9 protein-coding genes, 2 tRNA genes, 3 rRNA genes and 1 pseudogene are annotated in these 15,030 nt (G+C 44.1%); 2 read left to right on the plus strand and 13 right to left on the minus strand.

Translation table 11 applies throughout. From position 1 onward, the window contains the following. Position 1: 1 nt before the first annotated feature. Positions 2 to 1,396, minus strand: a complete 1,395-nt coding sequence (locus CGB83_RS05405) for an MFS transporter (RefSeq protein ID WP_100074888.1) — start codon at positions 1,394 to 1,396, stop codon at positions 2 to 4. A gap of 143 nt (positions 1,397 to 1,539) precedes the next feature. Between CGB83_RS05405 and CGB83_RS05410 the strand changes: the two genes are divergently transcribed. Further along, entirely contained in the window at positions 1,540 to 2,010 is a 471-nt protein-coding gene (locus tag CGB83_RS05410) for an Lrp/AsnC family transcriptional regulator (RefSeq protein ID WP_100077508.1), read from the plus strand. A 516-nt stretch (positions 2,011 to 2,526) separates the two neighbouring features. Here the strand turns inward: CGB83_RS05410 and rrf are convergent. The 12 genes and pseudogenes from rrf to CGB83_RS05470 form a co-directional block, all read right to left on the minus strand. Beyond that, positions 2,527 to 2,635 (minus strand): 5S ribosomal RNA (rrf, locus tag CGB83_RS05415). Between the two features lie 188 nt (positions 2,636 to 2,823). Next, a 23S ribosomal RNA gene (locus CGB83_RS05420) occupies positions 2,824 to 5,579 on the minus strand. A 206-nt stretch (positions 5,580 to 5,785) separates the two neighbouring features. Further along, positions 5,786 to 5,859, minus strand: a tRNA-Ala gene (locus CGB83_RS05425). A gap of 103 nt (positions 5,860 to 5,962) precedes the next feature. After that, positions 5,963 to 6,036 (minus strand) — tRNA-Ile (locus tag CGB83_RS05430). A 216-nt stretch (positions 6,037 to 6,252) separates the two neighbouring features. Continuing rightward, positions 6,253 to 7,769, minus strand: a 16S ribosomal RNA gene (locus CGB83_RS05435). The 16S, 23S and 5S rRNA genes sit together here with 2 tRNA genes alongside, the layout of an rRNA operon. A gap of 622 nt (positions 7,770 to 8,391) precedes the next feature. Further along, a complete protein-coding gene (locus CGB83_RS05440; protein WP_100074889.1) occupies positions 8,392 to 8,871 on the minus strand; it encodes a hypothetical protein in 480 nt (159 codons plus the stop codon). Positions 8,872 to 9,036: 165 nt separating this feature from the next. Then, on the minus strand, positions 9,037 to 9,414 hold the full coding sequence (locus CGB83_RS05445) for a helix-turn-helix domain-containing protein (RefSeq protein WP_100074890.1): 378 nt from the start codon (positions 9,412 to 9,414) through the stop codon (positions 9,037 to 9,039). 119 nt (positions 9,415 to 9,533) lie between these two features. Further along, positions 9,534 to 9,632 (minus strand): annotated as a pseudogene (locus CGB83_RS05450) (invertase); the annotation flags it as partial. Between the two features lie 112 nt (positions 9,633 to 9,744). After that, positions 9,745 to 10,134 (minus strand): DoxX family protein, encoded by a 390-nt coding sequence (locus CGB83_RS05455; protein WP_100074891.1) that lies wholly within the window; start codon positions 10,132 to 10,134, stop codon positions 9,745 to 9,747. Positions 10,135 to 10,151: 17 nt separating this feature from the next. Next, on the minus strand, positions 10,152 to 11,156 hold the full coding sequence (locus CGB83_RS05460) for an SDR family NAD(P)-dependent oxidoreductase (protein ID WP_100074892.1): 1,005 nt from the start codon (positions 11,154 to 11,156) through the stop codon (positions 10,152 to 10,154). 275 nt (positions 11,157 to 11,431) lie between these two features. Beyond that, complete coding sequence (locus CGB83_RS05465; RefSeq protein ID WP_157761348.1) at positions 11,432 to 11,641, minus strand: hypothetical protein; 210 nt, start codon at positions 11,639 to 11,641, stop codon at positions 11,432 to 11,434. Positions 11,642 to 11,733: 92 nt separating this feature from the next. Continuing rightward, positions 11,734 to 12,255, minus strand: a complete 522-nt coding sequence (locus CGB83_RS05470; RefSeq protein ID WP_100074894.1) for a DUF1440 domain-containing protein — start codon at positions 12,253 to 12,255, stop codon at positions 11,734 to 11,736. Between the two features lie 278 nt (positions 12,256 to 12,533). Between CGB83_RS05470 and CGB83_RS05475 the strand changes: the two genes are divergently transcribed. After that, on the plus strand, positions 12,534 to 15,020 hold the full coding sequence (locus tag CGB83_RS05475) for an AsmA family protein (protein WP_100074895.1): 2,487 nt from the start codon (positions 12,534 to 12,536) through the stop codon (positions 15,018 to 15,020). Positions 15,021 to 15,030 lie beyond the last annotated feature (10 nt).

A 15,030-nucleotide genomic window follows, 5' to 3' on the forward strand; every position in this document is an offset into this window, starting at 1 on the left:
ATCAGTCCAGGATTACCGCAACAGCAGGTTTTCCTGATTTTGAATGCCTGAAAGCAAAATAAGTCAGAAGGATGATGATACTTATAGCATACAACATAAGGATGATGAAATTCAGGTCCCCCACAGCATGGTCAGAGGGAAAAATCTGATTGAGGAGAGACATCAATGACAGTCCTAAACCGGCACCCAGGAAATAGCTGGTAGAGCCCATTCCCGAAGCCACGCCATAATGCGTAGGTTCTACATCACGGATCCCGAGTACGGACAAGGCAGTAAAACAAAAGGTCATCCCGATGCCTGAAATACAGGCAGCACCCATAAGGACAATGGTTAAAGGGTAATTAAAATGGACTGATAAAATCAGTAATACTGATCCTGTAAGCATAAAGCTCCATCCCATAAGCCCCATCTGTCCTGAATTCAGTCTTTTGGAAACCAAAGGCAGCACGAATTTAGCCAACAAAGCAGACATGATACTGAACGGCACCAGCAATAAACCTGAAGCCGCTGCTGTATATCCCATATCCTTTTGAAGCATCAGGGATATCAGGAACAGGAAACCTATAAAAAACGCTCCCAGAGCGAAAAAAGCAATGTTAGAAACATTCAGGGACCTGTGTTTTAAGATCTTGAGATCAATAAGGGGCTGCGCAGAATGCCTTAGGCGGAAAACCACAGCAGATAACAGCAATATGGAAGCAAGCAAAGATCCGCCGACCGGCAACGGCTGCTCGGTAATATGGATGAACTCGTGCGTGCCATAGGTAAGGCTTAATAAACCTGCCACAAGCAATATCCCGGAAAGGACATCCGTTTTGGCCGGTTGTTCCCCTTTATCATCCGAAGGAAGGTATCTGAATGCGAAAATAATGGTGATCAGCAGAACAGGAACATTGATCAGAAATACCCAATGCCAGCTCAGGTAAGTACTGATAATCCCTCCCAATGAAAGGCCGCTTCCTGATCCTATGGCTGCAAATGAACTGAAGATTCCTACAGCACGGTTTCTTTCCTGCATTTCCGTAAAGGCATGGGTAACAATGGATAAGGCAGAAGGCATAATGAATGCGGCTCCTAATCCCTGCAGTGCACGGAAAATCGCCAGGGTCCTGAAATCCGCTGATAACCCCGCTCCTAAAGACGTCAGCATAAAGATTGCGGAACCGATCAGAAATATTTTTTTCCTTCCGATCTGATCGGAAAGCTTACCTCCGATAATCAAAAATCCTCCGAAAAATAAAACGTATAAGGTCTGCAGCCACTGTACGGTTTCTGCACCAATATTGAACTGCTCCTGGATCGAAGGGATCGTCAGATTGATAATGGCAATGTCTAATGCCTCTACAAATGTTCCTACCGATGCCAATATTAAAATCAGGTTTTTCTTTGTTTCCATACCATATAAATTCCCTGCAAAATTAGTTTTTACAGTACAGGTATGAAAATAATAGCTTACATTTGGAACATAAGGTAGTATTAGGAAATCATAAAAGAACATTCGTACTTTCACGTATTTATTCAATCATAAAAACAGAACAGATGTCAACAGAACATTACAATCCGGATAACAAAGACCTTTCTATCCTCAGGTTGCTGCAAAAAGATGCCAAACTGAGTGTCCGGGATATTGCGGCACGGATCAACCTGAGTGCAACACCTACCCATGAACGCATCAAACGTTTGGAACGGTTGGGAATTATTAAGGAATATACTACCGTCGTAGACCGTAAAAAGGTCGGTAAGGGCATGATGGTAATCTGTATGATTGCACTGAATGCACACAATAAAAAAACAGCAACCCGCTTTATTGAGGAAGTCACTCAATTTAAAGAGGTAGTAGAATTCTACAATATCAGCGGCGATTTTGATTTCATGCTCAAAATCCTTGCTCCGAATATGGATGAATTCCACGAATTTTTCGTCAATAAACTCTCTGAAATTGAAGGCATCGGCCAGACAAAAAGTATTTTTGTGATGAACAGCATCAAGGAGAGTGGGAGGATTTTGTGAGAGTTTTTTTAAGGCTGTAGAGTTTGAGGGCTGTAGCGTTTGAGAGTCTTAGCGTTTTAGGAGTTTAGGGTTGTAGAGTTATAAGTTATGAGTTCAGTGTTGTTTGTATTATCTGGAATATGTGATGATAATCAATTGATAGTAGCATAATGTCTGACCTGAGTAACGCCTGATGCTTTGGCCTTTGCTTGTTGGCATTCTGATCTATCATGTAAAAACATAAAATGTAATCTCTAATCTCTTTGATTTAGCATTTCTGTCTTGATTCTTGATTCTTGATTACTGCCTCTGTTATCTATCTTCTATCCGTCTATCCTCTATTGGTCTATCAATTGGTACTTTATTGTTTTGTGTTTGATCCGATATCTAATATCTGATATCTGATATCTGGTGTCTGATGTCTGACATCTTGCCTCTTGATTCCTGGTTCTTGACTCTTGGTTCTTGATTCTTGTCTCTTCTCTGACTTCAGGGCATAAAAAAACCTCACACATTGCTGTATGAGGTTTATAAAAAAACTGGCGGCGACCTACTCTCCCGCTTGTCGCAGTACCATCGGCGCTGGTGGGCTTAACTTCTGTGTTCGGAATGGGAACAGGTGAGCCCCACCGCTAAAACCACCCTAAATAAGGTATATAATGTAGAATGTACTGTTGTATTGATGTAAAACGTATTCATGATTTTCATTAATACTTTTTACAAGGGTACATGTTACATATTTTATCGGTAAATTTCATCACAAAGGCAAAACCAGTAGCGCACTTATAAGGCTTGGCTTACAGCATACTGCTTTAAGCTTACTGCAACCTTATAGGCTATAAATCTACGGGTAATTAGTACTACTCGGCTATGCTGTTACCAACTTTACACCTGTAGCCTATCAACGTGGTCATCTCCCACGACCCTTAAAAGATGTCTCATCTTGAGGCGAGTTTCACACTTATATGCTTTCAGTGTTTATCTCTTCCAAACGTAGCTACTCAGCGGTGCACCTGGCGGTACAACTGATACACCAGAGGTTTGTTCAATTCGGTCCTCTCGTACTAGAATCAAGCCCTCTCAAACATCTAACGCCCGCAATAGATAGAGACCGAACTGTCTCACGACGTTCTGAACCCAGCTCGCGTGCCACTTTAATGGGCGAACAGCCCAACCCTTGGGACCTTCTCCAGCCCCAGGATGTGACGAGCCGACATCGAGGTGCCGAACCTCCCCGTCGATGTGAGCTCTTGGGGGAGACTAGCCTGTTATCCCCGGAGTACCTTTTATCCTATGAGCGATGGCCCTTCCATACGGAACCACCGGATCACTATGTCCTGCTTTCGCACCTGATCGACTTGTAGGTCTCACAGTCAAGCACCCTTATGCCATTACACTCTACGCACGGTTACCAAGCGTGCTGAGGGTACCTTTGAAAGCCTCCGTTACTCTTTTGGAGGCGACCACCCCAGTCAAACTACCCACCACGCAATGTCCTTCTAAAAGAAGTTAGGCTCCAAGTAAGTAAAGGGTGGTATTTCAACGTTGGCTCCACCGACACTAGCGTGCCAGCTTCAAAGCCTCCCACCTATCCTACACATTACTTACTCAAAGTCAATACGAAGTTATAGTAAAGGTTCACAGGGTCTTTTCGTCCCATTGCGGGTAATCGGCATCTTCACCGATACTACAATTTCACCGAGCTCGTGGCTGAGACAGTGCCCAGATCGTTACACCATTCGTGCAGGTCGGAACTTACCCGACAAGGAATTTCGCTACCTTAGGACCGTTATAGTTACGGCCGCCGTTTACTGGGGCTTCAGTCAAACGCTTCGCTTACGCTAACGCCCTTCCTTAACCTTCCAGCACCGGGCAGGTGTCAGACCCTATACAGCATCTTTCGATTTAGCAGAGTCCTGTGTTTTTGATAAACAGTCGCCTGGGCCTCTTCACTGCGGCCAGCATTGCTGCTGGCGTCTCTTCTTCCGAAGTTACGAGACTATTTTGCCTAGTTCCTTAGCCACGACTCACTCGAGCACCTTAGGATTCTCTCCTCGACCACCTGTGTCGGTTTTGGTACGGGTTGCTTCACTTCGGCTTTTCTTGGATCCAAGTTCACTACAGCAGCTTCGCCCGAAGGCTAGGCCTTGACTATTCCGTCAGTCTCCAGTAGCTACATTGAACCGTCCCCTTTTTAGTGTGAGCAAGTATGGGAATATTAACCCATTGTCCATCCACTACCCCTTTCGGGTTCGCGTTAGGTCCCGACTAACCCTCAGCTGATTAGCATGGCTGAGGAAACCTTAGTCTTTCGGTGAGGGGGTTTCTCGCCCCCTTTATCGTTACTTATGCCTACATTTTCTTTTCTATAAGCTCCACCAAGCCTCACGACTCAGCTTCTACGCCGATAGAATGCTCTCCTACCGATTAATTTAATTAATCCCATAGCTTCGGTAATATGCTTATGCCCGATTATTATCCATGCCGGACCGCTCGACTAGTGAGCTGTTACGCACTCTTTAAATGAATGGCTGCTTCCAAGCCAACATCCTAGCTGTCAATGCAGTCCAACCGCGTTGTTTCAACTTAGCATATATTTAGGGACCTTAGCTGTTGGTCTGGGTTCTTTCCCTTTCGGACATGGACCTTAGCACCCATGCCCTCACTGCCGACCATCATTTATTAGCATTCGGAGTTTGTCAGGAATTGGTAGGCGATGAAACCCCCGCATCCAATCAGTAGCTCTACCTCTAATAAACTATATATCGACGCTGCACCTAAATGCATTTCGGAGAGTACGAGCTATCTCCCAGTTTGATTGGCCTTTCACCCCTACCCACAGGTCATCCGAAGACTTTTCAACGTCAACCGGTTCGGTCCTCCACTCTGTGTTACCAGAGCTTCAACCTGCCCATGGGTAGATCACAAGGTTTCGCGTCTAATCCTACTAACTATGCGCCCTATTCAGACTCGCTTTCGCTCCGGCTCCGGACCTTAAGTCCTTAACCTCGCTAGTAAAATTAACTCGTAGGCTCATTATGCAAAAGGCACGCCGTCACACCATATCAGTGCTCCGACCGCTTGTAGGCGTACGGTTTCAGGTTCTATTTCACCCTTCTATTCGAAGTGCTTTTCACCTTTCCTTCACAGTACTTGTTCACTATCGGTCTTTCAGGAGTATTTAGCCTTGGAGGATGGTCCCCCCATATTCAGACAGGATTTCACGTGTCCCGCCATACTCATTTATCATCTATATATACCTTTCGATTACCGGGCTATCACCGTCTATGGCCGCACTTTCCAGTACGTTCTTCTAAATATATAAAGACTTTTGGGCTAATCCGCTTTCGCTCGCCACTACTTACGGAATCTCTTCGATTTCTTTTCCTCCGGGTACTTAGATGTTTCAGTTCTCCGGGTTTGCTCTCTAATAAATTAGAGTGACATGTCTTCAACATGCCGGGTTGCCCCATTCGGACATCTCGGGATCAATTCGTGTGTGCCAATCCCCCGAGCTTTTCGCAGCTTACCACGTCCTTCTTCGCCTCTGAAAGCCTAGGCATCCGCCATACGCCCTTAACGATTTCTTTCCTATTTTTAGGTTACTCAAGCACTTATAAGTGCTCGGTTTTCTCTTTGTGATGTCTTTACCGTTAATGTCAATGATCTTATTTGCTTGTACTTAAGTAACCAAGTAATATGTATTAATGACGGCTCCGTCATTATGTAGAATACACATATCCTTTTATTACCCTCATACATCATACTTCTGTACCGTAGTACTCCGTACAATATGTGGAGAATAAGGGAGTCGAACCCTTGACCTCCTGCGTGCAAGGCAGGCGCTCTAGCCAGCTGAGCTAATTCCCCCTCTAGTTAAGATTAAAAAATTTAGAGATTTTGAGATTAAGAGATCTGCTCGCGCTAATTTCTTAATTCCTTAATTTCTCAATATCTTAATCCCTTCAATTAGTAGTCTCGGGCAGGCTCGAACTGCCGACCTCTACATTATCAGTGTAGCGCTCTAACCAGCTGAGCTACGAGACTTCATGTAATTTTAAATTTTAAATTTTGAATTTTAAATTAATTTTCAAATCTAAAATCTATCATTTATAATCTAAAATCTCTTCCTCCCTTTTACTAATTTCTAGTGGGTTTGTATTTTTAATATAAATCAACCAATAAAAAAACTAAAGCTTTACTTTAAGTAAGTCCAACGTATCTTGCGATACTAATTTTGTTTATCGTCTATAAGACGCTCTAAAATGAGATGTTCCAGCCGCACCTTCCGGTACGGCTACCTTGTTACGACTTAGCCCTAGTTACCTGTTTTACCCTAGGCAGCTCCTTTTACGGTCACCGACTTCAGGTACCCCAGACTTCCATGGCTTGACGGGCGGTGTGTACAAGGCCCGGGAACGTATTCACCGCGCCATGGCTGATGCGCGATTACTAGCGATTCCAGCTTCATAGAGTCGAGTTGCAGACTCCAATCCGAACTGAGACAGGCTTTCGAGATTCGCATCACATCGCTGTGTAGCTGCCCTCTGTACCTGCCATTGTATTACGTGTGTGGCCCAAGGCGTAAGGGCCGTGATGATTTGACGTCATCCCCACCTTCCTCTCTACTTGCGTAGGCAGTCTTACTAGAGTCCTCAACTTAATGGTAGCAACTAGTAACAGGGGTTGCGCTCGTTGCAGGACTTAACCTAACACCTCACGGCACGAGCTGACGACAACCATGCAGCACCTTGAAAATTGCCCGAAGGAAGGTCTATTTCTAAACCGATCAATTCCCATTTAAGCCTTGGTAAGGTTCCTCGCGTATCATCGAATTAAACCACATAATCCACCGCTTGTGCGGGCCCCCGTCAATTCCTTTGAGTTTCATTCTTGCGAACGTACTCCCCAGGTGGCTAACTTATCACTTTCGCTTAGTCTCTGAATCCGAAAACCCAAAAACGAGTTAGCATCGTTTACGGCGTGGACTACCAGGGTATCTAATCCTGTTCGCTCCCCACGCTTTCGTCCATCAGCGTCAGTTAAGACATAGTGACCTGCCTTCGCAATTGGTGTTCTAAGTAATATCTATGCATTTCACCGCTACACTACTTATTCCAGCCACTTCTACCTTACTCAAGACATGCAGTATCAATGGCAGTTTCACAGTTAAGCTGTGAGATTTCACCACTGACTTACACATCCGCCTACGGACCCTTTAAACCCAATAAATCCGGATAACGCTTGCACCCTCCGTATTACCGCGGCTGCTGGCACGGAGTTAGCCGGTGCTTATTCGTACAGTACCTTCAGCTATTTACACGTAAATAGGTTTATCCCTGTACAAAAGAAGTTTACAACCCATAGGGCCGTCGTCCTTCACGCGGGATGGCTGGATCAGGCGCTAACCCATTGTCCAATATTCCTCACTGCTGCCTCCCGTAGGAGTCTGGTCCGTGTCTCAGTACCAGTGTGGGGGATCACCCTCTCAGGCCCCCTAAAGATCATCGACTTGGTGAGCCGTTACCTCACCAACTATCTAATCTTGCGCGTGCCCATCTCTATCCACCGGAGTTTTCAATATCAAATGATGCCATTTAATATATTATGGAGTATTAATCTTCCTTTCGAAAGGCTATCCCCCTGATAAAGGCAGGTTGCACACGTGTTCCGCACCCGTACGCCGCTCTCAAGATCCCGAAAGATCTCTACCGCTCAGCTTGCATGTGTTAGGCCTCCCGCTAGCGTTCATCCTGAGCCAGGATCAAACTCTCCATTGTATGTTTGTCTTGGCTCACTCAAAGTTTTTTAACGCTTTAGTTTTTCCTTACTTGGTTGTTATATTGTATGTCAATGATCTTTTTTCTTTCGCTTCCTACAAAACTACTTTCTCTCTGTCAGTGTTTCGCTTCGTATTTGCGAGTGCAAAAGTAAAACTTTATTTTGATTTGACCAAATGTTTCTGAAAGAAATTTTAAAGTTTTTTTTTCTTAACCTTAACCCTCTCTAAACCCTTAGGTCATCTACTCCTGCGCTCCCGTTGTTTGGGATTGCAAAGATACAAAACTTTTTAACTCCCACAACTTTTTTTTCAAAAAGTTTTTCAGCAATCAATCCGATTTCATCGTATCTCTAAAGTAACTCTCTTAAAATTATACCGCTTATCTAAAAGCCCTTCTGCGCTTACTGATATACTCTCGTTTTCAGTGGGGCAAAGATAGAAACTCTACACCCCAACTTCCAAATTTATTTAACATAAAGTTCACAATAATGTCATATTTACCGGTTAACGGGCTGAACTATAGGTTAAAAAATTTCGCTCTTAAATCAGGATCAGATAAGTCTTTAAAATAGGCATCCGTCAGTGTCGGAATAAACATGATTGCGATATAGATAATCATATCAGTCAGTTAAGCCTGGAATGCTTATTTTTGATGCACCATCAAGGCAGAAAAAGTATATGATATAGGAACCTATTAACAGCAGCAGCAATACCATTGTTGCAATTTTAAACCTGTCAACAGATGATTCTTTCTTTCTGTAAGACTTGTCACGGGGTCCATCCGTTGCCCAGGCACCCATAGGATGAAGATGGGATACAGGGCCTCCCCTGCTTTTAAAAGGTGATGATGATAGAGAATCCAGAAACGGGATGTCTTTATTTTTGGTAATCGTTTCCGCAAATGCCTTCTGCTGATCCTGGTGCCGCTTTTTCACCGTTTCAATTTTGCCTTCCGTCTTCAGCGCGCTGATCAGTTCATCGATTTTCCCTGCGTATTTATTATATTCAGTCGTCACTGTCCGCACTTGCTCCTTAGAATCCCGGATACTTTTTTCATTCTCACGGTGACGGCTTTCATTGCGGCTGATGCGCTCATTCATATCCTCCACTACCCTTTTACGGTCATGCTCAAGCTGCTGCTTTTCGGCTTGCAGGCTGTCAATGGATTGTTGAACAAGGAAAAACCTACCACATCGGCAAAAAAAATACTGCCTCAGAGAAGCAGTATGATATAAGGTTGCGCGATGACCGTTTCAGCAGCCCGCTTATTTTTTGTATTGTTGCAGTTCCTCTTTCAGGGATTCTACCTGCTCTTTCAGGAGTTTAATGTAATCCTGTTGATTATCTAAAATAAAATCCGGGATATTACAATAGGTATAATTGGTAGATTGAAAATTTCCGGAATGATCATTAAAGGTACTACCATTATTGTCATTGTTTTGAACATTACCTGTTTTTCTTTCTTCCTTAATCTCCTCTACCGGCACATCCAGTGCTTTGGCCAGCTTTTCCCACTCATCATCAAAAATTCTCACGTCACCGCTCTCCTTCCGGCTGTAATTGGAAGCATCCGTAGCAATGATCTTGGACATATAATCCTGGGTATATCCCCTCTGTTTTCTTAGATTTCTTAGCTTTTCCATAACTGTTGTTGCTGTGTTTTCGTACAAATATAGAGAATTTTGATGGGTTTGGGGAAACCGGAAGGAGATTTGAATATATAATCACCGCAGCCCCGATCAATCCTGAACTTTCAGGCTTGTTACACCGTCAGTTCATCATTCCGGTGTACAAAACTGCTTACCGTTAACCGGTGTACGCCCAATATCCTGCCGATGGCTGAATAGGATACTTTTCTGTCTTCCTGTACAAACGGAAAACCTTGATCACCAATATTTTTAGCATATTCCAACAAAAAAGGTTTCCTCCTTAGAGAAAACCTTTTATTAATATTAGATTGAACTATAAATATTTTATTTCTTCTGCGTCGTTCCCAGCGCCCAGGCCACCAGCAGCGGCTGCATAAACAGCCTGCCGAGCCTTTTCTGGTCTGTATTCAGTCCGAAGCTGTCTTTTCGGTTGACGTATTGTGAGATGTTGCCCGGGAAGATGGCAGTGAAAAATCCTGCGGCTACCTTGCCGATCAGTTTCTGCTGCTCTTCCGAGGCTCCGATGATGGATGCTCCCAAGGCAATTTCTGCTATTCCGGAATAGAAAACGGTGTCATCTTTTTCCAGAGGGACCCATTCCGGGACCTGCGCACGGAAAGCTTTTCTGGCAAATGTAAGGTGACCGATACCGGCCGTGATGAGCATTCCGCCCAAGGCGTATTTTCCGATATTTTTTAATGTGTTGGTGTTCATATGTTTTTGTGTTAATGTTAATCGTAAGATTCTTCAGAATCGGAATTCTTTTTCATCAGCATATAGGCAATGCCGAGGCCGAGGCCTGCCAGAAGGGCTATTTTGGTTTTTCGGGAAGGAACCGGAAGGATGGTTTCACCATAGATGCGGTGCGGTTCCGGAGAAGGTTTCAGAATGTTTCCGCTGTCATCCGGTGCGTTTTTGATTTTCATCATCAGCCTCATGCCTGCCGAAGCAACGTTGATGACCGGCTTTGGAAACAGTCCGTACACGGTTTTCAGGAACACGGATGTCGCATCCGGGAATTTTTCTTTTTTCGGATGCTTGGCCAGTTCCACAATGCTGGCTGCCGTATCGCGGGGATCGGCGGCAAACGGAGGGATTTTAAAATCCAGTCCGGAATATTTCGCGGAATGCATATTCCCGGTAGACCGCTGGATCTGTGGGTAGATATTGCAGATATGGATATCCGCGAAGTCTGAAATTTCACCCTGAAGGCATTCCATCATGCCCCTGATCCCGAATTTAGTGGAGGAATATACTGCACTGTAAGGTGCAGGCATGAATCCGCCGATCGAAATATTGTTAATGAGGATTCCCTCCTGCTGCCTTTTGAAAACGGGAAGCACGCTGTAAGCGCCGTGCATATATCCGAAAAGGTTGGTTTTGATCACCTGCTCATTCACTTCCATAGGGATCTCCTCAAATTTCCCGCTGGACATTACTCCGGCATTGTTGACCCAGATGTCTATTCTTCCGTTGAACTGTAAGGCCGTTTTTACCAGGTTGTCCACTTCTTCCGCAACGGATACATCTGTAGGCACCCCGATAACGGCTACTTCCAGCTCCCTGCACAGGGCAACGGTTTCATCCAGTGCTTCCTTGCCCCTGGCTGCAATAACAATATGGCATCCTTCGAGGGCAAACGCTTCTACGGTAGCCCTGCCTACCCCGCTGGTTCCGCCGGTAATGACCACCGTTTTCCCGCTGAGGCTTTTTCCTGAAATATCTTCTGATTTCATTGGTGAATGGTTTAGATTGTGAATGTTGTTTCCTAATACTTACCTATTATTATGCCAGAAAGGGAATGGAACGCCGCTGAATGGAAGGCGTGGAATAATAAATACAGAAAGGCAAAGGATAGCAAGAACGCTGAGAAAGTACAGGACTGAAGGATACTATGATTGACGCTGAACGGTATTCTGTACATCGTGAAGAAGCAAATTTGCAGATCTGCTTGAATCATTCCCACAAAAAACCTCCGCACTGGCAGAGGTTATGTTGTAAATAGTTCAATTTAATTTCCTGTATCGGGATCTAAAGAAGAAGTACAGGTTTTCGTAATGGTCTGCGCAGAACCGTAGCAGGTGACCTTCCTTTCATTGGCGGCACAAGGCCCGTCGCAGTCGGGAATGGTTACGCAGCCATTGCTGCAGGCGACAGAAGCTTTTGCAGCTCCCGTAAGGGTTTTCATTTTGTCTCGTGAGATTTTTTTCAGATGTTTCATGGTATTGAATTTAATAGCATTAAAGATAACCATAAAATGACCGAATGCAAAATTTAATACAACGAAATCAATCAGTTACGATATTAATTATCTCAGAATACTTTGTTCAGGACGATCCTGCTCTGTTCCAGCGCTACCCCGAAAACCAGATGGGAACCGAATTCCCATACCCACCATGAAGCAGGCATTTCACTTACTTTATCCTGCAGTCCGAGTGCCGGAACCAGTGATCCGTGCGTAGCAGCCCAGATTACGGTTCCTGCCACCAATCCCTGGGCAGGTATGATGCGGCCTTTTTTCCTCAACGCCAAAAGGTAAGCGACTCCTATAACCGCTCCTAAAGTATAATGGATCCCCGTCATAGCCTGCTGGGTCTGTTCACCGGAAAGCTCCTGATGGGTGAATTCCTTATATACACTTTTTGCCAGGACTGCCGGCGGCATATTTTCAGGTCTGTGGGTTACATCGGCGCCTTTGAGTTCAAGCTGTCCGGGTTCAGGCGGGAAATAATCCTCACCTATTTTTTGTAAAGGTGGTTCTGCGATGGATTTGATCCAGGAAGCCAGCAATCCTGCTGCTACTCCTTTCAGAATTGTTTTTGTAATGGTGTTCATACTTATATTGATGTTTTTTGGTACCTGTTGATGGGCAGGTCAGTGCATAAATCATTCCGTAGGAATAGGATATGGTTGATGAGGATAAAACTTTACCCTCAAAAAACGAATACTGAAATTTTATAATCTGCATCCCAAATGCATCTCTGATGAATTATTTAAAGCATTTACAGGATAATCCGGGAAACATCTGAAAACAGAGCCGGATTTGAAGTCAAAATTCAAGTGAATTGGAATACCATTTGATTTGTTAAAGAAATGTGAAAATTTCATAGGTGATGGAAGAAAAACCTCTACAAAAGAAAAATAACCGGAAAAAATGGCTTTTAGGAACCGGCATTGGTATTGTTGCAATGATCCTGATCTTTCCTTTTGCCCTGGATTTCTATCTCCAGCGGAAACTGCCGGATGTCGTCAATACCAGGACGCCTTACCGCCTGAAGCTAAAAGATTTTAACCTGAGCCTTCTGTCCGGGAATTTCACAGCAACCGACCTTACGATATCTACCAAAAATCCTGCTGATCCTAAAATCACCCAGATTAACGGTACGGTAAAAAAAATTCAGATCCGTGACTTTGGCATCTGGAAAGCCCTGTTCAGCAAAGCCTATCATGCCGATCAGTTTTTACTGTCCGATGCACAGCTCAGGGTAAAGCTGGCGCCGAAGAAAACTAAAGATACGGCCGGAAAAGCACAGAAGGATATCCATATCAACAATATTGAACTCAATAATGTATTCGCAGATGTAACCGGTTCTGACGGGAAGCCTGTCTTCCAGGGGAAAAACATCAGTGTCCGCCTGAAAGACATCCGCCAGAGTGGCAATGACGCTAAAATCCCATTGGCATTTAAGGAATTCAAGGTCAATGCCTCAGCCGTAAAAATCGGTGTGAATGATTTTTACGAAATCAATGCAGACCGCATCCTTGCTGCCGATAAAACGCTTGACCTGCAGAAATTCCATCTGAAACCGACGCAGAAACCTCAGCAGTACAACGCTAAGAATGTTTTTGATTTTTCATCAGAACGTTTACTTGCTAAAGATTTTACCATCAGCCAGGATTCCCTGATCGTTTCTGATGTTATTTTCAACCGGCCGGATCTCAAGGTAATGTCTACCGGAAAAAACACCGTGGAAAAAGAGAAGAACCCGAAAGAAATCGAAATGAAAATCGGGATGAAAAATATTGATTTCCAAAAAGGAAAAATCATGGTATTGCAGGCCAATCAGGACAAAACCGCTTCCGTAGACAATTTTAACTTCAAGCTCAGCAATATAGTCTTTGACAAAAATACGGTGAAGGAAAAAATACCGTTCCGGTTCACCAACCATGATATTGAAGCGGATAATATCTATTTTAAAGCCAACCCGCTCCAGGCGTTAAGAATCAAAAAGATCTCCTCCAACAATGCGGACATCATGATAGAGCAGTTTGAAATGCTGGCTCTGGGCAAAAGTGCAGACAAAGACCTGTTCAATATCCGCACAGATCAAATCAGGATCCTCAATAACCGAACAAAATATGTAGGGCAGAAACTCAACATTCTTCTAGGCGGAATCGACATTCAGTCACCGGATATTAAAATAGTCTCCGCCACCCGCAAGACTGTAAAAAAGAGCAAAAAGGATTCGGCAGATCCGGATTTTACGGCACAGCTGGGATTCATCAATATCTCCAAAGCGAAAATTACACAGATCAAACAGGGAAAAACCCATCTTGCAGTAGCACAGCTGGATGCTAGGCTGGATCAGGTTACTTCCGGTAAGGAATACCTGAAAAACGGACTGCCTTTTAAAGCAGTCAAACACCTGATTACGGCCCGCAATATTAATTTGGACGCAGGAAAATATTATTCATTAAAGGTCGGGGATGTGAAAAATTCAGGAAATTATACCGAGATCCGAAACCTGGCCTATCTGCCTAAATATTCCAGAGCAGCGTTCAGCAGGGTGATTGCAAAGGAAACCGACCTGTATACGATCCGGGTAAAGAAAATCGGAGTTACCGACCGGCAGTCGGAACTGTTTAAAGATCCTGTCATTGATATCAGCCAGGTGAACATCGACGGTATTCACTGTAATATTTACCATGACCTTGCCCCGCCAGACGATAACAGCGCACGGTACCTGTTCAGCAAAAAGCTGAGAGGCGTAAAAATCCCGCTTTTCGTTAAGGACATTCATATCACCAATTCAAACCTGGAGTATGAAGAGAATGCGGAAAACAACAATATTCCGGGGAAAATTACCTTTAATAATTTCAATGGTAAAATCAGTGATGTGAACAATGCGAAAATCAAAGGAAGGCCAACTACCGTAAAGGCGGATGTGAATTTTGCCTTTTACAACAATGCCAGTACCGACGTGCACTGGAAATTCGATGTCAGCAACCCGCAGGATCAGTTTACCATTAACGGAAAAATCAGCAAACTCTCTGCAGACAATGTGAACCTTTTTGTACGTCCGTACCTTAATGTAACGCTTGATGGTAAAATAGACTATATTAAATTCGACTATTACGGCAGCAATGCCGGGATTGCCGGGAAGTTCTATTTCAAATACAGCGATATGTATGTGAACCTCCTCAATAAAAAAGGCAATGAAAGAAAACTGCTCTCGACGGTGGCCAACTGGTTTGTGAAAAACGAATCCACCGGTGAACCGGAATATGTCCTGATCGAGAAGAAAAGAGACCCTGAAAGAAGCTTTTTCAATATGCTGTGGCAGGGCATTATGGAAGGACTTAAAAAATATGTTATCTGATGATTCTAAT

Source organism: Chryseobacterium camelliae (assembly GCF_002770595.1).
In the GTDB taxonomy this organism is placed as follows: Bacteria; Bacteroidota; Bacteroidia; order Flavobacteriales; family Weeksellaceae; genus Chryseobacterium; species Chryseobacterium camelliae.

What these genes read in the sequence shown, in the direction of transcription:
- CGB83_RS05405 (WP_100074888.1), bottom strand. Translation starts at nt 1,396, where the DNA reads ATGGAAACAAAGAAAAACCTGATTTTAATATTGGCATCGGTAGGAACA.
- CGB83_RS05410 (WP_100077508.1), top strand. Translation starts at nt 1,540, where the DNA reads ATGTCAACAGAACATTACAATCCGGATAACAAAGACCTTTCTATCCTC.
- CGB83_RS05440 (WP_100074889.1), bottom strand. Translation starts at nt 8,871, where the DNA reads ATGAATGAGCGCATCAGCCGCAATGAAAGCCGTCACCGTGAGAATGAA.
- CGB83_RS05445 (WP_100074890.1), bottom strand. Translation starts at nt 9,414, where the DNA reads ATGGAAAAGCTAAGAAATCTAAGAAAACAGAGGGGATATACCCAGGAT.
- CGB83_RS05455 (WP_100074891.1), bottom strand. Translation starts at nt 10,134, where the DNA reads ATGAACACCAACACATTAAAAAATATCGGAAAATACGCCTTGGGCGGA.
- CGB83_RS05460 (WP_100074892.1), bottom strand. Translation starts at nt 11,156, where the DNA reads ATGAAATCAGAAGATATTTCAGGAAAAAGCCTCAGCGGGAAAACGGTG.
- CGB83_RS05465 (WP_157761348.1), bottom strand. Translation starts at nt 11,641, where the DNA reads ATGAAACATCTGAAAAAAATCTCACGAGACAAAATGAAAACCCTTACG.
- CGB83_RS05470 (WP_100074894.1), bottom strand. Translation starts at nt 12,255, where the DNA reads ATGAACACCATTACAAAAACAATTCTGAAAGGAGTAGCAGCAGGATTG.
- CGB83_RS05475 (WP_100074895.1), top strand. Translation starts at nt 12,534, where the DNA reads ATGGAAGAAAAACCTCTACAAAAGAAAAATAACCGGAAAAAATGGCTT.